This is a genomic window from Streptomyces sp. NPDC104761, assembly GCF_055583445.1.
On sequence record NZ_JBVJNZ010000013.1, the window covers coordinates 244439 to 265532 of the forward strand.

The 21094-nt window shown below is 73.3% G+C and carries 23 protein-coding genes and 1 tRNA gene; 18 read left to right on the plus strand and 6 right to left on the minus strand.

Annotated elements, in window-relative coordinates:
- Nucleotides 1-635 precede the first annotated feature (635 nt).
- From ACZ63F_RS31600 to ACZ63F_RS31625, 6 genes are all read left to right on the plus strand, one after another.
- Nucleotides 636-2957, plus strand: a complete 2322-nt coding sequence (locus tag ACZ63F_RS31600) for an ATP-binding protein (RefSeq protein WP_469716114.1) — start codon at nucleotides 636-638, stop codon at nucleotides 2955-2957.
- A 98-nt stretch (nucleotides 2958-3055) separates the two neighbouring features.
- A complete protein-coding gene (locus ACZ63F_RS31605; protein WP_089107225.1) occupies nucleotides 3056-3490 on the plus strand; it encodes a roadblock/LC7 domain-containing protein in 435 nt (144 codons plus the stop codon).
- A gap of 2 nt (nucleotides 3491-3492) precedes the next feature.
- Nucleotides 3493-3864: a DUF742 domain-containing protein gene (locus ACZ63F_RS31610; RefSeq protein ID WP_469716116.1), complete on the plus strand. Its 372-nt coding sequence runs from the start codon at nucleotides 3493-3495 to the stop codon at nucleotides 3862-3864.
- Nucleotides 3842-4441, plus strand: a complete 600-nt coding sequence (locus tag ACZ63F_RS31615; protein WP_351495158.1) for a GTP-binding protein — start codon at nucleotides 3842-3844, stop codon at nucleotides 4439-4441. The genes ACZ63F_RS31610 and ACZ63F_RS31615 overlap by 23 nt, the downstream gene beginning before the upstream one ends.
- A gap of 62 nt (nucleotides 4442-4503) precedes the next feature.
- A complete protein-coding gene (locus ACZ63F_RS31620) occupies nucleotides 4504-5085 on the plus strand; it encodes a GAF domain-containing protein (RefSeq protein WP_469716119.1) in 582 nt (193 codons plus the stop codon).
- Between the two features lie 68 nt (nucleotides 5086-5153).
- Nucleotides 5154-5774 carry a TetR/AcrR family transcriptional regulator gene (locus ACZ63F_RS31625; protein WP_469716122.1) on the plus strand — a complete coding sequence of 207 codons (621 nt, stop codon included), beginning with the start codon at nucleotides 5154-5156 and terminating at the stop codon, nucleotides 5772-5774.
- 194 nt (nucleotides 5775-5968) lie between these two features.
- On the opposite strand, the gene ACZ63F_RS31630 is transcribed toward ACZ63F_RS31625, so the two are convergent.
- Together ACZ63F_RS31630 and ACZ63F_RS31635 are read right to left on the minus strand one after the other, a co-directional pair.
- A complete protein-coding gene (locus ACZ63F_RS31630; protein WP_469716124.1) occupies nucleotides 5969-7204 on the minus strand; it encodes a YbfB/YjiJ family MFS transporter in 1236 nt (411 codons plus the stop codon).
- Nucleotides 7201-7503 carry a muconolactone Delta-isomerase family protein gene (locus ACZ63F_RS31635; RefSeq protein WP_352360204.1) on the minus strand — a complete coding sequence of 101 codons (303 nt, stop codon included), beginning with the start codon at nucleotides 7501-7503 and terminating at the stop codon, nucleotides 7201-7203. The genes ACZ63F_RS31630 and ACZ63F_RS31635 overlap by 4 nt, the downstream gene beginning before the upstream one ends.
- Nucleotides 7504-7610: 107 nt before the next feature.
- Between ACZ63F_RS31635 and ACZ63F_RS31640 the strand changes: the two genes are divergently transcribed.
- From ACZ63F_RS31640 to ACZ63F_RS31695, 12 genes are all read left to right on the plus strand, one after another.
- Nucleotides 7611-8540 (plus strand): LysR family transcriptional regulator, encoded by a 930-nt coding sequence (locus ACZ63F_RS31640; RefSeq protein WP_469716127.1) that lies wholly within the window; start codon nucleotides 7611-7613, stop codon nucleotides 8538-8540.
- A 128-nt stretch (nucleotides 8541-8668) separates the two neighbouring features.
- A complete protein-coding gene (locus ACZ63F_RS31645; protein ID WP_469716129.1) occupies nucleotides 8669-9382 on the plus strand; it encodes an SDR family NAD(P)-dependent oxidoreductase in 714 nt (237 codons plus the stop codon).
- A gap of 64 nt (nucleotides 9383-9446) precedes the next feature.
- A complete protein-coding gene (locus tag ACZ63F_RS31650) occupies nucleotides 9447-9818 on the plus strand; it encodes a YybH family protein (protein ID WP_469716132.1) in 372 nt (123 codons plus the stop codon).
- Between the two features lie 177 nt (nucleotides 9819-9995).
- Nucleotides 9996-11024: an L-threonine 3-dehydrogenase gene (gene tdh, locus ACZ63F_RS31655; RefSeq protein WP_469716135.1), complete on the plus strand. Its 1029-nt coding sequence runs from the start codon at nucleotides 9996-9998 to the stop codon at nucleotides 11022-11024.
- Nucleotides 11025-11067: 43 nt separating this feature from the next.
- Nucleotides 11068-12261 carry a glycine C-acetyltransferase gene (locus ACZ63F_RS31660; protein WP_469716137.1) on the plus strand — a complete coding sequence of 398 codons (1194 nt, stop codon included), beginning with the start codon at nucleotides 11068-11070 and terminating at the stop codon, nucleotides 12259-12261.
- Nucleotides 12262-12328: 67 nt separating this feature from the next.
- Nucleotides 12329-13231, plus strand: coding sequence for a LysR family transcriptional regulator (locus ACZ63F_RS31665; protein WP_469716139.1), 903 nt, complete (start codon nucleotides 12329-12331; stop codon nucleotides 13229-13231).
- A 46-nt stretch (nucleotides 13232-13277) separates the two neighbouring features.
- Nucleotides 13278-13862 carry a helix-turn-helix domain-containing protein gene (locus ACZ63F_RS31670; protein WP_469716141.1) on the plus strand — a complete coding sequence of 195 codons (585 nt, stop codon included), beginning with the start codon at nucleotides 13278-13280 and terminating at the stop codon, nucleotides 13860-13862.
- Nucleotides 13859-14395: a GNAT family N-acetyltransferase gene (locus tag ACZ63F_RS31675; protein ID WP_469716143.1), complete on the plus strand. Its 537-nt coding sequence runs from the start codon at nucleotides 13859-13861 to the stop codon at nucleotides 14393-14395. The genes ACZ63F_RS31670 and ACZ63F_RS31675 overlap by 4 nt, the downstream gene beginning before the upstream one ends.
- 30 nt (nucleotides 14396-14425) lie before the next feature.
- Nucleotides 14426-14788 (plus strand): MmcQ/YjbR family DNA-binding protein, encoded by a 363-nt coding sequence (locus tag ACZ63F_RS31680; protein ID WP_469716145.1) that lies wholly within the window; start codon nucleotides 14426-14428, stop codon nucleotides 14786-14788.
- 152 nt (nucleotides 14789-14940) lie between these two features.
- Nucleotides 14941-15014: transfer RNA gene (locus ACZ63F_RS31685), tRNA-Pro, on the plus strand.
- A gap of 149 nt (nucleotides 15015-15163) precedes the next feature.
- Entirely contained in the window at nucleotides 15164-16072 is a 909-nt protein-coding gene (locus ACZ63F_RS31690; protein WP_469716147.1) for a TIGR01777 family oxidoreductase, read from the plus strand.
- Between the two features lie 106 nt (nucleotides 16073-16178).
- The gene (locus ACZ63F_RS31695; RefSeq protein WP_352360182.1) at nucleotides 16179-16691 is read left to right on the plus strand and encodes a PadR family transcriptional regulator; all 513 of its coding nucleotides are present in this window, start codon (nucleotides 16179-16181) and stop codon (nucleotides 16689-16691) included.
- Nucleotides 16692-16732: 41 nt separating this feature from the next.
- Here the strand turns inward: ACZ63F_RS31695 and ACZ63F_RS31700 are convergent, their stop codons facing one another.
- From ACZ63F_RS31700 to ACZ63F_RS31715, 4 genes are all read right to left on the minus strand, one after another.
- A complete protein-coding gene (locus ACZ63F_RS31700; protein ID WP_181808617.1) occupies nucleotides 16733-17260 on the minus strand; it encodes an NUDIX hydrolase family protein in 528 nt (175 codons plus the stop codon).
- Nucleotides 17261-17302: 42 nt separating this feature from the next.
- Entirely contained in the window at nucleotides 17303-18445 is a 1143-nt protein-coding gene (locus tag ACZ63F_RS31705) for an amidohydrolase family protein (RefSeq protein WP_469716149.1), read from the minus strand.
- Nucleotides 18445-19848, minus strand: coding sequence for a glutamine synthetase family protein (locus ACZ63F_RS31710; RefSeq protein WP_469716151.1), 1404 nt, complete (start codon nucleotides 19846-19848; stop codon nucleotides 18445-18447). The genes ACZ63F_RS31705 and ACZ63F_RS31710 overlap by 1 nt, the downstream gene beginning before the upstream one ends.
- 328 nt (nucleotides 19849-20176) lie before the next feature.
- Nucleotides 20177-21064 (minus strand): SDR family NAD(P)-dependent oxidoreductase, encoded by an 888-nt coding sequence (locus tag ACZ63F_RS31715; protein ID WP_469716153.1) that lies wholly within the window; start codon nucleotides 21062-21064, stop codon nucleotides 20177-20179.
- Between the last annotated feature and the right edge of the window lie 30 nt (nucleotides 21065-21094).

Here is a 21094-nt window from a genome sequence, read left to right on the forward strand (position 1 = left end):
GGAGGCGGACGGCCTCGGTGTCCCCACTCCGCCGCCCGCATCGGCGCGGGTTCGGACGTGCTCGGTGGGAACCGCCGTGCCGGACGCATCGGACGAGGTCCCGAGCCGCCCGGACCTGGCGCGGGCCGCGGCCGACGCCGTGACGGGCGTCGACGCCGTGACGGCCCGCCCCGCGCCCCGACGGAGGGCCGTCGAAGCCGGAACGGTCACCGTGGGTGACGCTCTGGGGGGTGCTGGGAGGGGTGTGGCCGACCCCACGGCCGACCTGGCGGGCCGACCGCGGGCCTGCGGGCGGAGGGGCGGAGAGCGGAACGGGGCCCCGGAGATTTAGGGCCGCTTCTTCGGCGTGTGACCGTTTCTGAGCAGGTCGGATCGGCGGGTGACTGTTCCAGGGCGAAGAGCCGAGGGGGTTATCGGTCTTTCGTACGACGGCTCATACCAGAGCGGGACCAACTCCGGGGGACTTTGTCAACTGCCCACCGCACATGATGCGTCGGCGACTACTGTGAGTGTCCGTCGGACGACACGGGGCCGAATTCTTTTGCGGTCCACTCGCCCGGCACCGCGATGGCGCATGCCCGACTCGCGCGCCCCGCGCGAGAAACCAGGCCCGACGGACCAGTACGAGGACGCAGATGTCTCACCTCCGTGCACCGGCCGCCCGCGCCGACCGCCGTGAGGGCGGCCGGCACGGACGACCGGTCGCCAGACCCGTTCCCGCGCTGCCCGAGACCCATATACGGCCTCAGCTCATGCGGCTGGCGGTACTGCCACCGGTCGCGGTGGCCCTCAGCGGCTGCGCTGCCGTCCTGTTCACGGTCCGCTCCACCGGCGCCCGGCCCAGCCTCACCCTGCTGGCCGTGCTCACCGGAGCCGTCTCGGTGACGGCCGCGGGCATCGTGATCGCCGCCGTGGCCGCGGGCCGCGCCGCCCGCTCGGTCAGCGACCGCGTCGGCGTCCTGCGCCGCAACGCGGCCCGCGGCGAGGCCGACCTGCTCGCCCTCGTCGACGCGCTGCGCCGCGGCGAGACCCCGCCCCAGCGCAAGCCGCGCGGCGGTCCGCCCGAGGGCGCGGACGACTTCGAGCTGCTCGCCGCCGACCTGTCCCGCGCGCACGACGGCGCCGTCACCGCCGTCGTCCAGGCGGCCCAGCTCTCCAGTCAGGCCGGCAGCGAACAGAAGCTGGAGGTGTTCGTCAACCTGGCGAGGCGGCTTCAGTCCCTCGTGCACCGGGAGATCTCGATCCTCGACGAACTGGAGAACGAGATCGAGGACCCGGACCTCCTCAAGGGCCTCTTCCACGTCGACCACCTCGCCACCCGGATCCGGCGGCACGCCGAGAACCTCGCCGTCCTCGGCGGCGCCGTGTCCCGGCGGCAGTGGAGCAACCCCGTCTCCATGACGGAGGTGCTGCGTTCCGCCATCGCCGAGGTCGAGCAGTACTCGCGGGTCAAGCTCGTCCCGCCGATCGACGGTGAGCTGCGCGGGCACGCCGTCGCCGACGTCATCCACCTCCTCGCCGAACTCGTCGAGAACGCCACGGTGTTCTCCGCCCCGCACACCCAGGTGCTGCTCCGCGCCAACCTCGTCACCTCCGGCCTCGCGGTCGAGGTCGAGGACCGCGGACTCGGCATGCCGGTCGGCGAACAGTCCAAGATGAACGCCCTGCTCGCCGACCCCGACCAGGTCAACGTCGCCAGCCTGCTGGCCGACGGCCGCATCGGTCTCTTCGTCGTCTCCCAGCTCGCCCGCCGGCACGGCATCAACGTCCGCCTCCAGACCAACATCTACGGCGGCGTCCAGGCCGTCCTGGTCGTACCGCAGGGCCTGCTGGGCACGGCACCGGGCGTACCCGGCGCACCTGGTTCGGTTCCGCAGCCGCTCGGCACGGCGAACGGGGGCGGCGCGCCGGGGGCGCAGACCGGGGCACCGGGCACCGGAGGATCCCGGCCGTCCGACGGCACCGGGGTGCCGGCGGGCGTCCGCGGCACCGCCGGACCGGACACGGGCGCCCGAAGCAGGGCCGCCGTGGTCGGTCCGCCGGCCGGCCGAGGCCCCGGACAACATTCGAGTCCTGGACAACAGCCGAGTCCCGGACAGCAGCAGAGTCCCGCCACCGCCGCCACCGGCGGGCGGCGCCGGCACGCGCAGCACGAGAGCGCGCCCGCGCCGCTGCCGGTGCGCGGCGCCCAGGAGACCCGCTCGAACCCCGCCGAGGCGCTGCCCGGCATCCGCCCCGCGGACCGGCCGGCGGTCGCCGAGCACGCGGGTGCCCCGCCGGTACCGCGGGTCGGCGCCGTGCGCGGCACGATGGGCAAACCCCAGCTGCCGCGTCGCCGCGCCCAGGAGCACATCGTTCCCCAGCTGCGCGGCGGCCCGGCACCCCGCCCGGAGAACGAGAACCCGGCCGGACACGACCCCGGCCTGATGGCCGCCTTCCAGCGCGGCATCGGCCTCGCCGAGGCCCAGCAGCACCTGGAGGCCACCGAGACGGAGCCGAACACCGCCGAGCCGGTGGGCGGGACACATGGCGGGTCGCCCCATGACGGCTTCACCACCGTGGGCTTCGCCGACATGACCGCCCACGACGCGTCCGGCGATCGACCGACCAACACCTCGCATGCCACGCACATGGACGCGGCACATGGAGAGACGGCACACATGGCGCCAGACCCCATGCCGTCGGACTCCCTGGCCCCAGGCCACATGGCCTCGAACCACACGGCCCCAGGCCACATGGCTTCGGACCACATGGCCTCGGACCACGTGGCCTCGGACCACATCGCCACAAGCCACCCGGCCACGGACCACATGGCCCCCGCACACATCAGCCGGCCCCACCGGGACTCCGTCGAGAGCCCGCAGGCATCCCGGCCCCAGTCGTACTCCCAGGCCCTGCGCCCGGTGCACACCTCCGAATTCACCTCCCGGCCCGACGGGAGCGCACCTGCCGGATGACCAGCACCCTTTCCACCCCCACACCCACCCCCACCCCCACCCCCACCCCCACCCCCAGCGCTCCCGCTGATCTTCGTACCCCAAGGAGTCGATCCACCATGGCGAGCGATGCGCCGACCGCCCAGGTATCCGACCTCGACTGGCTGATGAGCGGCCTGGTGCAGCGGGTGCCGCACACCACCAGCGCGGTGCTCCTGTCCTGCGACGGGCTGGTGAAGTCCGTCCACGGCCTGGACCCGGACAGCGCCGACCACATGGCGGCGCTCGCCTCCGGCCTGTACTCGCTCGGCCGCAGCGCGGGCGTCCGGTTCGGCGACGGCGGGGACGTCCGCCAGGTCGTCGTCGAACTCGACTCGACGCTCCTGTTCGTCACCACCGCCGGCTCCGGCACCTGCCTCGCCGTGCTGGCGGGCCGGGAGGCCGACGCCGCGGTCCTCGGCTACGAGATGGCGATGCTGGTCAAGAGCGTCCGCCCGTACCTCGTCACCGCGCCCCGGCAGCACGCCGTCGAATCCACGGCGATGAGGCCTTGAGGGTGGCGGCAGCCGGCGACGGGCCCTGGCTCGACGACGCGGCCGGACGCCTCGTGCGCCCGTTCACGGTCAGCAACGGCCGGACCGAGCCCAGCATCGCCCTCGACCTCATCTCGCAGGTGATGGCGACCGGGTCCACGCCCCTCGGCTACCTCGGCCCCGAACACGCACAGGCCCTCGACCTGTGCCGCGCCCCCGTCTCGGTCGCCGAGGTCGCCGCGCACCTCGAACTGCCCGCCGTGGTCACCAAGGTGCTGCTCTCCGACCTCGTCGACTGCGGGGCGCTGACCGCCAAGCCCCCGGTGTTCCACCACAACCCCACTGACCGGTCCCTCCTGGAGGCAGTGCTCGATGGACTACGACGACAGCTCTGATCCCTTCCCCACCGCACTGAAAATCCTGGTGGCGGGTGGGTTCGGGGTCGGCAAGACCACCTTCGTGGGTGCGGTCAGCGAGATCGCGCCGCTGTCCACGGAGGAACTCCTCACCACGGTCAGCGCCGCGACCGACAGTCTCGACGGGATCGAGAACAAGGTCGAGACGACCGTGGCCATGGACTTCGGCCGCATCACCCTGGACCCGGAGCACGTGCTCTACCTGTTCGGCACGCCGGGACAGGAGCGGTTCTGGTTCATGTGGGACGAACTGTCCGAAGGCGCGCTCGGCGCGGTCATCCTCGCCGACACCCGGCGCCTGGAGGACTGTTTCGCGGCCGTCGACTTCTTCGAGGAGCGCGGCCTGGGCTTCATCGTCGCCATCAACGAGTTCGACGGCTCCTACCGCTACGACCCCGAGGAGGTGCGCGCCGCCATCGACCTCGACCCGGAGGTCCCGGTGGTGCGCTGCGACGCCCGGATCTCCAGCTCCGGGGTGCAGACCCTGCTCACCCTCGTCCGCCATCTCATCGCCCATGCTCCGGTCTCCGCGCCGAGCCACGGCGCCCACATGTGAAACCCCATACACCCCTCACGGAGCCCGTATATGACCCACGTCCACTGCGACGGAGCCCGCGCATGAGGTACGACCCGCCTCGCCCGGCCGGCCGGCTGCTGCTCACGCCGGAGGACAAGGAGGCCCCCGAACGCACCCGGCGCCTCGGCCAACTGCGCCTGGGCGAAGACGCGGACCCCGCCCTCGACGTCTACGCGGACCGGCTCGCCGGGGTCACCGGAGCGCCGTACGCCATGGTCACCTTCATCGACGTGAACCGTCAGTTCTTCGCGGGCCTGCACCTGCCGGACGTGGCACCGCCCGTGGTACGGCCGGACGGCAGCACCCCGGTACTGGGTCGTGAGCTGCCCCGCGACCACGGTTTCTGCCCCCATGTGGTGGTCCGGCGCAAGGCGCTGGTCCTGGAGGACGTCTGCGACTACCCGCGGTTCGCTGGCAACCCGGTCGTCGACGAGTTCGGCATCCGTTCCTATCTGGGCGCGCCGCTGATCGACAGCACGGGAACGGTGCTCGGCACGGTGTGCGTGGCCGACGTGCAGCCGCGGCCCTGGGGCCGGCCCGGTCTGGAGACCATCAAGGCGTCGGCGGCGGAGCTGGTGGCCCGCATCGAGCGGCGCGAGGCGGACGGTCTGCCGCTGTTGTGACGGCGGGAACAGCACGGGAACAGCCCCCTCACTAGCCGACCGGTCTAGTACCCCCGTACCCTGGTGGTATGGGACGTACCAGTGACGCCAGGCGGAAGATCCTCGACGCCGCTCGCTCGCTGATCGAAGGGCGCGGCTACGCGGCGCTCGGCGTGGCCGAGATCTGCAAGGCCGCCGGGGTGCCGAAGGGCAGCTTCTACTACTTCTTCGAGTCCAAGGAGGCCCTCGCGCTCGCCGTCGTCGACGAGCACTGGGCGGCCCAGCAGCGCGACTGGACCCGGGCCCTGACCGGCGAGGCGGAGCCGCTGCGGCGGCTGCGGCGGTTGTTCGAGGAGACCGAGGCGGGTCAGCTCGCCGGCCAGCGGGGCTGCGGGACCGTGGCGGGCTGCCTGTTCGGGAACCTCGCGCTGGAGCTGAGCAACCAGACCGAGGCGGTCCGCGGACGGCTGCAGGAGATCTTCGACGCCCAGGTCGGCATGGTGGAGTCGGTCGTCACCGAGGCCCGGGAGCGTGGCGAGGTGAACGTGACCGACACCCGGGAGGCGGCGCGCGCGGTGGTGGCCCAGCTCGAGGGCCAGGTGATGTTCGCCAAGCTGTACAACAGCACCGGCCGGCTGAGCCCGCTCTGGGACAACTGCCGGGCCCTGCTCGGCGTCACGGCGGCGCAGGGCGCGGGGGCCGGAGTCTAGGAACGGGCCCGGGAGGGGCCTAGGGCCTGTCTGACAATTCCCGCCTGCCTCACGACGCCATGCACGCACTCTCGCCGCACCGGGCCCTGACCCAAGTACGTCCAGTACGTGGGCCAGGGCCCGGCACACCGAGAGCACGCACCTGACGCCGCGAGGCCGCCCTCCGGGCGACGACGGGAATTGTCAGACAGGCCCTAGGAGCGGGCGGCCTCGGCCGGTTGCGGGTGCCGTACCGGCGCTGTGTGGTCCGCACCCATGTGGTGGGGGAAGCCGATGCGCAGCACGGCGGCGGCGACGGCAGCCGTGAGGACGACCAGGGCGGCCAGGAGCAGGGCCTGGTGGTAGCCGTGGCGCAGCAGCGGGGCGACGACCAGGGGGCCGAGGATCTGGCCGACGGAGTACCCGGCGGTCAGCAGGGCGACGGAGCGCGGGAAGCGCAGGTGCGCGCCCGTGGCCAGGGCGAGGGTGCTCACGCCGAGGAACGTCGCGCCGAACAGCACGGCCGAGCCGAGGGCGGCGGCCGTCCTCCCGGTCAGCGCGGGCAGTGCGATGCCGGCCGCCTGGATCGTGAGCGCGGTCACCAGCAGGCCGGGGCGGGACCAGCGGTGCCCGAGCCGGGCCCACAGCGCCGAGGACGGCACGGCGGCCAGCCCCACCAGCACCCAGGCGCCGCTGCCCACCCAGCCGGGGGAGCCCTGGCCGATCGCCGCGACCAGGAAGGTACCGGCGACGATGTAGCCGACGCCCTCCAGGAAGTAGCTGACGAAGAGCGCGCCGAACCAGCGGTGGGCGCGGATCCCGGCCCGGGTGCCGTCGGTTCCCCCGGCGACCGGCGCGTCCTCGGGGCGCAGCCGCCACGAGGACGCGGCCAGCACCGCGGTGAGCGCGGCGGCCGCCCACCAGGCCGCCCGCCAGTCGCAGACGGACCGCAGGGCCAGGACCAGCAGCCCGGACAGCGCGATGCCGGCGCCCACCCCGCCGAAGGCCCAGCCGGGCAGGTGCGCCGCGTGGCCCCGCAGATGGTGCAGCACAGAGGCGACGGCGATCACGAACACCAGGGCGCTCGCGGCTCCGGCCAGCAGCCGCAGCGCGCCCCACACCGCCGGGCTGTGGGTGAGGGGCATCGCGGCGAGCGTGGCGGTCAGCAGGAGCAGGGCGCCGCGCAGCACGGCCCGCGACCGGACCAGCGCCGGGGCCAGGGTGCCGGCCAGCGCGCCGACGAGGTAGCCGGCGTAGTTGGCGGTGGCCAGGTTCGCCCCGGCTCCGGCGGACAGGCCGGCCTGGTCGTGCATCAGGGGCAGGATCGGGGTGTACACGAAACGGCCGACGCCCATCCCCGCGGCGAGCGCCGCGGCGGCCCTGGCGACATGCGCCCAGGGGGAGCCGGAGCCGGAGCCGGAGACGGAGGCAGGCGTGGAGGCAACGGTCATCGGGTGCCCTCGGCCCGGCCCGGGTCGTTGGGGTGGGACTCCAGGGGGGTGACGGTGACCGTCATCCACGGGCGCAGCGGCAGGGTGCCCAGCACCTTCTCGTGGAGCCCCTCCTCGTCGTCGGCGCGCCAGATGCCGATGCTGCGCAACTCGCCCACCGGGCGCCACAGGCGGGCCAGGTGACCGGTCGCGGCCAGTTCCCGCGCCCGCACGGCCTCGGCGGCCCGCCGCCGGTCGACCTCGTCCTGGCCCGTGCCCTCGGGAATGTCGGTGGTGATCTCGACCAGGAACTCGCGCACGATGTGCTCCCTCGGTTGTCGTTGGTTCCATCGTGCGGCGCCACCGGCCGCGCTGCCACGACCGGCCGGCTCACTGGTGGGAGGCGCGGCCTCCCAGCGCGCGTAGCATGACGCGCGTGGAACTGCGTCAGCTGCGGTACTTCGTCGCCGTCGCCGAGGAGCTGAACTTCGGCCGGGCCGCGGAGCGGCTGCTCATCGCCGGCCCGTCCCTCTCCCAGCAGATCAAGGCGCTCGAACGGGACCTGGGCGTCCGGCTGTTCGACCGGGACCGCCGCTCGGTCTCCCTCACCCCCGCCGGTGCCGCGCTGCTCCCGCACACCCGGGACCTGCTGGCGCGGGCCGACGACCTCAGGCACCGGGCGGGCCGCCTCTCGGGCTCCGAGCCGGTACGGCTCGGTTACGTCAACTGGCTGCCGCCGGACCTGGGTTCGCGGACGGCCGCGGTGGCGCGAGTCCATCTGGACGCATGGGTCGCGCCCTCCCACACCCAGGCCGCCCGGGTCGCCGACGGCAGCCTGGACCTGGCCGTCTGCTGGGTGCGTACCGAGGACCTCGAACGGCACGGGCTGCGGGCCCGGCTGATCGGCGCGGACCGGCTGTACGCCGTCGCCAAGGGCACCGACACGAGCGACCTGCCGGCCGGGGACACAGACGTCCTGATCGACGACGACGTCACCTCCTGGGCCTCGTGGAACACGTACGCCGAGGAGCTCACGCGGGCCGTCGGCGCCCGCCCGGTGCGCATCTCCGACGGCGCCGTCACCGGCCCCGCCTACTTCGACCACGTCCGGCGCTGCACCCGGCCCGTCCTCAACTCGCCCAAGGGCCAGACCGCTCCGCTCCCGCCCGACCTGGTCCGCCGCGAGGTCGTCACCCCGAAGGTGTACTGGACCTGGTCCCTGGTCTGGCGCGCGAGCGAGGACCGGGCCGCTGTCCTGGCCGTCGTCGACGCCCTGTGCGACGGCGTCGGCGACCTCGGGATCCACGCCCCGGACGCCTGGTTGCCCGCAGACGACCCCTACGCCCTCCGCGGCTGAGCCGCGCTGGGAGGCCACGCCTCCCAGCCGGGAGGAAACCGATCCTGGCGCACCCGGCGGGCCCGGCCTACCTTCAAATAGTCGACCGGTCGGCTAGTGACCGGTCAGCCACTACGGAGAAGGTCAGCATGAGCACGCAGCAGCAGAAGGTCGCGATCGTCACCGGTGCCTCGCAGGGCATCGGCGCCGCCCTCGTCGAGGGCTACCGCAAGCTCGGCCACGCGGTCGTCGCCACCTCGCGCACCATCGCCCCCGCCGACGACGCGGGCGTCCTGACCGTCCAGGGCGACATCGCGGACCCGGCGACCGCCGAGCGGGTCGTGGCCGCCGCCGTCGAGCGGTTCGGCCGGATCGACACCGTGGTCAACAACGCCGGCGTCTTCGTCGCGAAGCCCTTCACCGAGTACACCGCCGCCGACTACGCGGCCGTGACCGGCATCAACGTCGCCGGCTTCTTCCACCTCACCCAGCAGGCGGTCCCGCACCTGCTCGCCCAGGGCGGCGGACACGTCGTCAGCGTCACCACCAGCCTCGTGGACAGCGCGGACGCCCGGGTCCCCTCCGTCCTGGCATCGCTGACCAAGGGCGGCCTGCAGTCCGCGACCAAGTCCCTCGCGATCGAGTACGCCACCCGTGGCATCCGCGTCAACGCGGTGTCGCCCGGCACCATCAAGACCCCCATGCATCCGGCGGCGACCCACGAGTTCCTCGCCGCCCTGCACCCGGTCGGCCGGATGGGTGAAGTGGGCGACATCGTCGACGCGGTGCTCTACCTGGAGACCGCGCCGTTCGTCACCGGCGAGATCCTGCACGTCGACGGTGGTATGAGCGCCGGACACTGACGGCACGGCCCGACCCCCCACCGAGGATCCACCGAGGACCTACCGAGGAGAAGAAGGAGCGGACATGACCAGCACGACGGAGGACACGGCGATCCTGGGCGCGGTGCTCGACCGGTGGAAGGCGGCCGTCGACGCACACCAACCCGAGCGCGTCGCCGCCCAGTTCACCGAGGACGCCGTCTTCCAGGGACTGCACCCCTACAGCGTCGGACGGCAGGGCGTCGCCGCGTACTACGACTCCCAGCCCCTCGGGATGAAGGCGGCGTACCGCGTCCTGGAGACCCGGCGGCCCGCCGACGGCGTCGTCCTCGGCTACCTGGCCGTCGAGTTCTCCTTCACGGACCGGCCCCCGCTGGACGTGAAGCTCTCGGTCCTCGTCACCCGGACGGGCGAGGACTGGCACATCGCCCACTACCAGGTCTCCCGCCTCGACTAGCCGTCCCCTGCGGGTTGTTCCGGGGGCGTGAAGCCGAGCTGTGGCGGCGCTTAAGAAATCCTCGATGGACCGATGCGCCCGGGTGCGGCAGATTGCTGTGAGATTTCACCCCCCTCCCCGGCCGCGGGCCGCTTCGGCGTCCCCGCGGCCGGGACCTCACGCACAGGAGCCGTAGCGTTGAAGGCGCTGGTCAAGGAGAAGGCGGAGCCCGGGCTGTGGCTCACGGACGTGCCGGAGCCCGCGGTCGGACCGGGTGACGTACTGATCAAGGTGCAGCGGACCGGCATCTGCGGCACCGATCTGCACATCCGGGCCTGGGACGGCTGGGCCCGGCAGGCGATCACCACCCCGCTCGTGGTCGGCCACGAGTTCGTCGGCGAGGTCGTGGCGACCGGCCGGGACGTCACCGACATCAAGGCGGGCGACCGGGTCAGCGGCGAGGGCCACCTCGTGTGCGGCAAGTGCCGCAACTGCCAGGCCGGGCGGCGCCACCTGTGCCGGGCCACGGTCGGCCTCGGCGTCGGCCGCGACGGCGCGTTCGCCGAGTACGTCGCGCTGCCCGCGGGCAACGTCTGGGTGCACCGCGTCCCCGTCGACCTCGACGTGGCCGCGATCTTCGACCCGTTCGGCAACGCCGTGCACACCGCCCTCTCCTTCCCGCTGGTCGGCGAGGACGTCCTCATCACCGGCGCGGGGCCGATCGGCCTCATGGCCGCCGCGGTGGCCCGGCACGCAGGCGCCCGCCACGTCGTGATCACCGACGTCAGCGAGGAGCGCCTCGACCTCGCCCGCAAGATCGGCGTGAGCCTCGCCCTGAACGTGTCACGGGCCGGGATCGCCGACGGGCAGCGGGAGCTGGGGCTGCGCGAGGGCTTCGACATCGGCCTGGAGATGTCCGGCAGGCCGGAGGCCATGCGCGACATGATCGCCAACATGACGCACGGCGGCCGTATCGCCGTGCTCGGCCTGCCCGCCGAGGAGTTCCCCGTCGACTGGGCCCGGATCGTCACCTCGATGATCACCATCAAGGGCATCTACGGCCGTGAGATGTTCGAGACCTGGTACGCGATGTCGGTCCTCCTGGAAGGCGGACTCGACCTCGCCCCCGTGATCACCGGCCGGTACGACTACCGCGACTTCGAGGCGGCCTTCGCCGACGCGGCGAGCGGCCGCGGCGGCAAGGTCATCCTCGACTGGACCGCGTAGTCCGCCGCACCCATCCGCGCGTCAACACCTGGGAGCTTCTGGAATGTTCGACTCCGTGCGCGACGACCTGCGCGCCACCCTCGACGAGATCCGCGCCGCCGGCCTGCACAAGCCCGAGCGCGTCATCGGATCCCCGCAGTCCGCGACCGTGTCCGTCACCGCGGGCGGCCGCCCCGGCGAGGTCCTCAACTTCTGCGCCAACAACTACCTCGGCCTCGCCGACCACCCCGACGTGATCGCCGCCGCCCACCAGGCCCTGGACCGCTGGGGCTACGGCATGGCCTCGGTCCGCTTCATCTGCGGCACCCAGGAGGTCCACAAGGAGCTGGAGGCCCGCCTGTCGGCCTTCCTCGGCCAGGAGGACACGATCCTCTACTCCTCCTGCTTCGACGCCAACGGCGGTGTCTTCGAGACCCTCCTCGGCGAGGAGGACGCGGTGATCTCCGACGCCCTCAACCACGCCTCCATCATCGACGGCATCCGCCTCTCCAAGGCCCGCCGCCTCCGCTACGCCAACCGCGACCTGGCCGACCTGGAACAGCAGCTGAAGGAGGCGCAGGGTGCCCGGCGCCGGCTCGTCGTCACCGACGGCGTGTTCTCCATGGACGGCTACGTGGCCCCGCTGCGCGAGATCTGCGACCTCGCCGACCGCTACGACGCGATGGTCATGGTCGACGACTCGCACGCCGTCGGCTTCGTCGGCCCCACCGGGCGCGGCACCCCCGAGCTGCACGGTGTGATGGACCGCGTCGACATCATCACCGGCACCCTCGGCAAGGCCCTCGGCGGCGCCTCCGGCGGGTACGTCGCGGCCCGCGCCGAGATCGTCGCCCTGCTCCGCCAGCGCTCCCGCCCCTACCTCTTCTCCAACACGCTCGCCCCGGTGATCGCGGCGGCCTCCCTGAAGGTCCTCGACCTGCTGGAGGCGGCCGACGACCTGCGGGTCCGGCTCGCCGAGAACACCGCCCTGTTCCGCCGCCGGATGACCGAGGAGGGCTTCGACGTCCTCCCCGGCGACCACGCCATCGCCCCCGTGATGATCGGTGACGCGGCCACGGCGGGCCGGATGGCCGAGCTGCTCCTCGAACGGGGCGTGTACGTGATCGGCTTCTCCTACCCGGTGGTCCCGCAGGGCCAGGCCCGGATCCGGGTCCAGCTGTCCGCGGCCCACTCGACGGACGACGTCGACCGCGCGGTGGACGCCTTCGTGGCGGCCCGCGCCGAGCTGGCGGGCTGAGCGGTACCGATGGTCTGACCGGCACCGGCGGCCCGAGCAGCTCGGACGTGTTGCGATAATCAGTCGCATGATCGAGGCGCGGCGGCTCCACATCCTCCGTGCGGTGGCCGACCACCGCACGGTGACGGCGGCTGCCGCCGCGCTCTATCTGACGCCCTCGGCCGTTTCCCAACAGCTGACGGCCCTCGAACAGGAGACCGGCCACCGCCTGGTCGAGCGCGGCGCCAAGGGGGTTCGGCTGACCGCGGCCGGCGAGATCCTGCTCGCCCACACCAACGCGGTCCTCGCCCAGCTGGAGCGGGCCGAGGCCGAGCTGGCCGCGTACGGCTCCGGCGAGGCCGGCACGGTCACCGTCGCCGCCTTCGCCACCGGCATCGCCCAGGTGGTCGCCCCGGCCGTGGCCCGCCTCGCCGGCACCGCCCCCGGCATCCGCATCCGCGTCCAGGACGCCGAGGGCGACGCCAGCCTCCCGATGGTCCTGGACCGGCAGGTCGACGTCGCGGTGGCCGTCGAGTACCGCGGGGCCCCGCCCGCCGACGACCCCCGGCTCACCCACGTGCCGCTGTACGCCGAGCCGTTCGACGCCGTCGTCCCGCTCCACCACCGGCTGGCCGGGACCTCCGAGATCCCCCTCGCCGAACTCGCCAAGGACACCTGGATCGGGCCGTATCCCGGCAACCCCTGCCACGACGTGGCCGTCCTGGCCTGCGAGAGCGCCGGATTTCAGCCCCGCTTCGCACACTCCTCCGACGACTTCCGGGCCGTGGTGGCCCTGGCCGCGGCCGACGCGGGCGTGGCCCTCGTCCCACGCTCCGCGCTGCGCGGCATGGACCTGACCGGCGTGGTCGTACACCCCGTCGACGGCGTCGCCCCGACCCGCCGCGTCTTCGCGGCCGTGCGGCGTGGAGCCGAGGCCCATCCGCTGATCCGCCCGGTGCTCGGCGCCCTGGACGAGGCGGCACGGCTGTGAGCCTTCCTTAACACCGGCGTCTCACATCGGGGATATCGTCCCGGATGTGAAACAGACTGAGACGGTCGACCCCCTCGACCCCGTGGACGCCCGCCTCGGCGGCCGCCTCGCCCAACTGCGGGCCGAACACGGCTGGTCCCTGGGCGAGCTGGCGGAGCGCAGCGGAATCAGCAAGTCCACCCTGTCCCGGGCCGAACGGGCCGAGACCAGCCCCACGGCAGCCCTCCTCAACCGCCTCTGCAACGTCTACGGCCGGACCATGTCCCAGCTGCTCAGCGAGGTCGAGGCGGCACCCGCGCCGGTGCTGCGCGCCGCCGAGCAGCAGGTGTGGGAGGACCGCGCCTCCGGCTTCGTACGCCGGTCGGTGTCGCCGCCGCACGGCGGGCTGCGCGGCGAACTCGTCGAGGGCCGGCTCGCGCCGGGCGCGGACATCGCCTACGACCGCCCGCCGGTGCCCGGCCTGGAGCAGCACATCTGGGTGCTCGAGGGGGACCTGGCCGTGACGGCCGAGGGAACCGAGCACCTCCTGGACGCCGGGGACTGCCTGCGGCTGCGGGTGTGGGGGCCGACCCGGTTCCGGTGCGCGGGACCGGCGCGGACGCGCTACGTGCTGGCGGTGGTGCGGCCGTGAGGACACTGCGCCTGGACGCGGATCAACTGCCGCAGCGGGTGGGGGAGCTGGCCGAGCTGCTGGCCGACACCGTGAACGGCGGGGCGTCCGTCGGCTTCCTCGCCCCCCTTGGACCGGAGCGGGCCGTCGCCTGGTGGCGGGAGCGGGAGGCCGCCGTGGCCGCCGGGCAACTCGCCGTCTGGGCCGCGCTGGACGACACCGGCCGGACCGTCGGCACGGTCGGCCTCGCCTTCGCCCACCCCGGCAAACCCAACAGCCCGCACCGCGCCGAGCTGGTGAAACTGATGGTCCACCGCGACGCCCGGGGCCAGGGCATCGGACGCGGCCTGCTGGCCGTCGCCGAGGAGGCCGCGGCCGCTGCCGGGATCACCCTGCTTCACCTGGACACCGAGACGGACAGCCCCGCGGAGCACCTCTACCGCACGGCCGGCTGGACCCGCGCGGGCGTCATCCCCGACTACGCCCTCGACCCCGCCGGCGTCCTGCGCCCGACCACCCTCTACTACAAGCGCGTGGGCACTCCGGGCGGGTGACTGTCAGTGGCAGCGGCTACGGTTCGGGGCATGCCGGACGCCGAAGACGTACGCCGAGTCGCCCTGTCCCTGCCGGACACCGGCGAGAAGATCGCCTGGAGCATGCCCACGTTCCGGGTCGCAGGGAAGATGTTCGCCACGCTCCCCGAGGACGAGACCTCCATCGCCGTGCGCTGCCCCAAGGAGGAGCGCGAGGAACTGGTGCTCGCCGAGCCCGGCAAGTTCTGGATCGCCGACCACGAGGCGCAGTTCGCCTGGGTCCGGGTGCGGCTCGCCGCGCTGGAGGACGAGGGCGAGCTGCGCGACATCCTCGCCGACTCCTGGCGGCAGGCGGCCCCGCCCCGGCTCCTGGACTCCTACCCGGAGTTGGGGCTGCCCGGAGCGGACGGCTGATCCCCCGCGGACCGGTGCCCCGGGCGCAGGCGGTGCCGGACCCGGGACCGAGCCGGTCCGGCCCCGGACGAAACGCGTGCGCGACCACCGACCCGAGTGCGGTATTGTTTCCCTGCGCGTTTCGACCAGGGAAACCCCAGGTCAGCGGGCACCGGGACGTGGCGCAGCTTGGTAGCGCACTTGACTGGGGGTCAAGGGGTCGCAGGTTCAAATCCTGTCGTCCCGACGGTGCGAAGGGTCTTCGCAGGCGAGAGCCTGTGAGGGCCCTTTTTCGCGTGTCCGCGCGGTAGTCGCTTACGCCGTACGGACATCCGGCCGGAGTACTCTGACGGGCACTGGTTTGAACTCTCAAACATTGGTTCATCGGAGAACGTCATGCGCGTCGCGATCACCGGCTCCACCGGACTCATCGGTTCCGCCCTCACCCGTTCCCTCCTCGCCGACGGTCACCGTGTGCTGCGTCTGACCCGGGCCCGGGCCGCGCCCCTCCCGGCGGACGGCAGCGAGGCCGCGGCCTGGGAACCCGGCGCCCGGCTGGACCCGGCCGTCCTGGACGGTGTCGACGCCGTGGTCCACCTCGCCGGAGCCGGGGTCGGTGACCGGCGCTGGAGCACGGCGTACAAGCAGGAGATCAGGCTCAGCCGCCTCCAGGGGACCCGGACCGTCGCCGAGGCCTGTGCCGAGGCTGCCGTCCCGCCCCGGGTGCTGGTCTCGGCCTCGGCCACGGGGTACTACGGAGACACGGGCGACCGCGTCGTCACGGAGTCCGACCCGGCCGGAAGCGACTTCCTGGCCTCCGTCTGCGTCGGCTGGGAGGCCGCCGCCGCGCCGGCCGAGCGGGCCGGCGTCCGGGTCGTGCACCCGCGTACCGGCCTCGTGGTCTCCGCCGACGGCGGCGCCTGGGGCAGGCTCTTCCCGATCTTCCGGTACGGTCTCGGCGGCCGGCTCGGCTCCGGCGACCAGTACTGGCCGTTCATCTCGCTGCCCGACCACATCGCCGCCCTGCGCCACGTGATCGACCACGAGGACGTCGCCGGTCCCCTCAACTTCACGGCCCCCGAGCCGCTCACGAACCGCGCGATCACCCGTGCGACGGGCCGGATCCTGCACCGGCCCACCCTCGCCGCCGTCCCCGCCGCCGCGCTGCGGATCGTCCTCGGTGAGTTCGCGGAAGGCATCACGGGCAGCTGCCGGGCGGTCCCGGACGGTCTGCTGAAGGCGGGGTTCACCTTCCGGCAGCCCGGCATCGACGAGGCGCTGCGCACCGCGCTGGACCAGGGCTAGCGGGCGCCCGAACGGCTCCCGGCCCGCCTCGCCGATACTCCACCACTGACAGGTCGCAGCCATGATGTCTTACTGAATCTGTCAATGTTGGACTTACGATGGAATCATGAGCCTTCGCCACGCACTCATCGGACTCCTCGTCGACCGGCCCGCCAGCGGCTACGACCTGCTGAAGCTGTTCGACACCTCGCTGGCCCACGTCTGGCCGGCCACCCAGAGCCAGGTCTACGGGGAACTGAACCGCCTCGCGGAGGCCGGACTGGTCGACGTGTCCGCCGAGGGGCCGCGCCGGCGCAAGGAGTACCAGGTCACGGAGGAGGGGCTCAAGGAGCTGCGGGAGTGGCTGGCCGCCCCGACCCCGGAGCAGCCGCGCCGCAGCGAACTGCTGCTCAAGGTCTTCTTCTTCGGCCTCGCGTCGGACGACCAGGCCCGCGCGGTCCTCGCCGAGCGGGAACAGCTGGCCGGGACCTACCACGAGCAGCTCGCGGAGCTCAGAGCCGAACTGGAGCAGGACGAGGGACCGTTGACCACCAACGGCCGCATCGCCCTGGAATACGGCCTGCGCTGGGCCGAGATGGAGCGGGACTGGGCCCGCTGGGCCGCCGAACAGCTCGGCTGAACGCCGTCGGCGGCACCCCGGCCGCAGGCCCGGACGGCTCCCTAGCTCACGAACCCCACATGGGCCAGGGCCTGCTTCAGCAACACCCCGTGACCGCCCGGCATCTCGCTCTGCACGGCCTCCAGCATGGCCTCCTGCGGGCTGAACCACACCAGGTCCAGGGCGTCCTGCCGGGGCCGGCAGTCACCGGTGACCGGCACGATGTAGGCCAGCGACACCGCGTGCTGACGGGGGTCGTGGTACGGGGTGACGCCCAGCGTCGGGAAGTACTCGGCCACCGTGAACGGCTGCAGGGAGGCCGGCACCCGGGGGAGCGCCACCGGGCCGAGGTCCTTCTCCAGATGGCGCAGCAGGGCGTCGCGGACCCGCTCGTGGTGCAGGACACGGCCGGAGACGAGGGTCCGGCTGACCGTTCCGTCCGGGCCGATGCGGAGCAGCAAACCGATGCTGGTGACTTCGCCGCTGTCGTCGACGCGCACGGGCACGGCCTCCACGTACAGGATCGGCATGCGGGCGCGTGCCATCTCCAGCTCGTCGGAGGACAGCCAACCGGGCGTGGTTTCGGTCATGTCAGACATTGCTTGATCATACTTTCCGGACAGGGCGCGCGGTCAGTCGCGGCCGGGGTCGGATGCGGGAAGTCCGTACAGGCGACGGGCGTTGTCGCGTCCCGTCCAGGCGGCGATCCGCACCGCGTCGGTCGGGCTCAGTTCGTCGGCGTCCACCCGGGCCTGCAGCATTCCGGCCAGCCCCTGCCGGAAGGACAGCGCACCGAGGTGGTGGAACTCGGCCACACCATAGGCGTCCGAGCTGTACAGCAGTTTGCGGAACGGGGTGATCTCCATCGCCTCCGCCAGCACCGCCCCGGCCCGTGCCGGACCCACGTGGTGCAGGGCGAGCCCGACGTCGAGGTGCACGTGCTCGAAGACCGCGGCCAGGTAGGCGGCCTGGCGCTGGTAGGGCCAGCAGTGCAGCAGGAGCACCGGGACGGTGCCGGTGGTCAGCCGCAGCCAGTCGGTCAGCAGGGCCGGGTCGGCGTGGTGCAGCCGCAGGTCCGAATCCCCGAAACCGGCGTGGAGCTGGAGCGGCAGCCCGAGCCCGACGGCGGTCCACAGCAGATGACGCATCAGCACCGGGTCCGTCAGCCTGCCGCCCGCGGCGAACCACAGCGCGGCCGCCCGGGTCACCTCCGCGTACGTCGGCCGTGCCGGGTCCAGGCCGAAGCCGGTGCGGTAGGCAGCCACCGACTTGACCGCGACCACACCTGGACGCCGTACCGCCTCCTCGGCCGCGGCCCGGAAGGCGCCCGCGTATCCGGCAGCGTCGATGCCCTGTGCGGCCACCGCCTCGGCGACGCTCTCCAGCCGCACGACCTCGTAGGCACGCGCGCCGGCCGCCGTCGCGAGGTCGGCGGGGGAGGTGAGCGGGTGCGGGGCGTAGCCGGTGTCCACGCAGAACGCCTCCGTGTGCGCGGCCGTCAGGAACCGGCGGTTGACCTCCTGCCAGCCCAGTTCGGCCCGGCGCGCCAGGTAGTCGGCCACCAGCGCGTGCCGGTCCAGGCCGAGCAGCGGCGCGCAGTGCCGTCGTACGGCGATGCCGGCCGGGGTGTCGAACGGCGAGACGCCCGGCCAGGCCTCGCCCTCGGTCAGCAGCGACTCGAACTCGGGCTCGGTGAGGTCGGCGGTGACCACGCCGTGGCAGTGGTGGTCGACGAGCGGGAGCGCGTCGAGGGTTTCCCGGACCGGCCTGAGCATCAGTACTTCCAGCGGTAGGCCGCCGCCACCCCGGCCTCGTCGAGCCCGGCGACGGCCGCCGTCTCGCCCTCGCGTACGGCGACCACCGCGTCCGCCAGGACCGGGCCGAGCGCGGTGCGCAGCACCTCGTCCTCGCGGAACTCGTCGACGGCCTGCGCGAGCGAGGTCGGCAGCCGGCGCACGCCCCGCGCCACCGCCTCGTCCGGGACCAGCAGGCCCGGGTCGTCGGTGACCTCCTCGGGCAGCGGCGCGGCCGAGGCGAGCCCGTCCAGTCCGGCGGCGATCACGCAGCCGAGGGCCAGGTACGGGTTGGCGGCCAGGTCGACCGGCTTGACCTCCAGGTTGGCCTCGTGGCTCTGGTGGCCCGTCGTACCGGTGACGACCCGGATCCCCGTCTCGCGGGTCTCCCGGCCCCAGGCCGTGTACACCCCCGCCCACTGGGCGGGTCTGAGCCGCAGATAGCTGGCCGGGCTGGGCGCGGTCACCGCCGTCAGCGCGGGCAGGTGGGCCAGCAGCCCGGCGATGAACGACTCCGCCGCGGCCGTCATGCCGTACCGGGCGTCGCCCCCGGCGTGCAGGTTGACCCCGCGCCGCCACAGGGAGAGATGCAGGTGGCCGCCGTTGCCGACGCCCCGCTCGGCGACGGCCGGGGCGAAGGAGGCGCGCAGGCCGTACTTCTGCGACACGGCACGGATGGTCTGCCGGACCAGCACGCTCTGGTCGGCCGCCGCCACCGGGTCCAGGGCCTCGGTGGAGAGCTCGAACTGGCCGGGCGCGTACTCGGGATGGAGCTGGGCGACCGCCACCTCCTGCTTCTCGAAGGCCGCGAGCAGGTCGGCGGTGTAGTCGCTCAGCTCGGTCTGCCGGGCGGCGCTGTACGCGGGACCCGACGTGGCCGGTGCGAACTCGTCGGCCGGCGCGGCGGCCCGGCCGAGTGTCCACTCGATCTCGACCCCGGCCTTGAAGGTGATGCCGTGCCGGTCCTCGGCGTCGGCGACGACCCGGCGCAGGAAGGTGCGGCTGCATCCCGGATGCCGTTCACCTTCCTGGGTGACCCGGTCGACCGGCGCCCAGGCCCAGCCGGGCTGCCCCGCCAGCACCACAAGCCGGTCCAGGTCCGGAACCAGGCGCAGATCGCCGTCGGGCGAACCGAGCACGTCGGTGCGCACGATCGAGTCGTTCGCCAGGAAGGTGTCGAACACCGGGGACATGCCGACACCCCAGGCCACCGCCGGCTGCAGCCCCTGCCAGGGGACGGTCTTCACCCTGCAGATCCCGGCGGTGTCCACGAAGGCCAGCACGATCCCGCGCACGCCCTGCGCGGACAGCTCGTGGGCGAGGGCATGGGCCCGGGCCAGATCGCCGGGATTCCCGCCGGGTACGGGGTCGACCAGGGGTGGCATACGACGTCCTCCTCGACGGGCTCGGATGCACGCGTCCCGGCCAGGGTTTCACGCCGACGCCGCCGAACTGCGCCACCGCCGCCGGGGAGTCGGCCCCGGCGGCGCGTCCGGCTCCCGGAGGCCCGGGGCTCAGGGCTCAGGCGGCGAGGAGTTCCTCCGACAGGTCCCGGAGCCGCCGCGCGTTGTCCGGGTCGACGGCGTAGCGCGCCATCCCTTGGAGCCTGCCGGGGTGCGGGGCGCTGTGGGGGGCTGTGCGGTGCGGGCGCTGCGAAGCTGTGCGGGTGCGCCGACCGGCCGGTGCGCTGCCGGTCGGCGTCGGGTCCGGCGCTCACGGCCTCACGAGACGGTCCTGCTCCACCGGAGGGGTGCCGTCATGCCAGGGGAGCGGCTTGCCGAAGCGGATCAGTTCGCCGTAGAGGCCGGGGTCGACGTCCTCGGCGAAGACCAGGTCGAGCACCGCACGGGCGGCCTCGGCGGGGGACTGGGCCCCGCTGTAGTCACTGAACCAGGGGCGGGACGTGGCGGTGTCGACCATGCCGGGGCAGACCGAGGCGACCAGCGTGCCGGTCGCCAGGTCCTGCTCGCGGCGCTCGTCGGCGACCGCGCGGACGGCGGCGACCTGGGCCACCTTCGAGGGCACGTTCAGCCAGACCGGCCAGCCCGCCTCTGCCGCGGTGCGGTTGTGGATGGCGCTGCGCCAGGACTCGACGGCGTACTCGACCTGGTCGAGGCTCGCCCCGTCGAACAGGTGGTGCAGCCGCGGGTCGAGGTGGCCGAGGGTGCCGAGCGAGCTGGCCACCACGAGCAGCCGGCCGCGCGGGCGCAGGACCGCGCCGAAGGAGCGCAGGATCGCGTGGGTGGCGGTGTTCGAGACGTCGATGAACTCGTCGGCCCGCTCGGCCTGCGAGTCCTCGGGCAGGACCCGGGCGACCGCGTTGGAGAGGACGATGTCCACCCCGCCGTACCGGGCCCTGAGGTCGTCGGCGAGCCGGGCGATCGCGTCGGTGTCGGTGACGTCCAGGACGTGGCCCTCGACGCGGGCGCGTGTGCGGGGCAGCCGGGCGACCTCGACGGCGGCGTCCGTCACCCGTTCCGGGTCGCGTCCGGTGAGCAGGACGAGGTCGTCCGGGCCCAGCCGGGCGGCGAGGCCTTCGGCGAGGGCGCGGCCGAGTCCCTGGTTGGCGCCGGTGACGAGAGCGATGCGGGAAGTGTTCATGCAGCCCACGCTAGAAACCACGCGTCCATG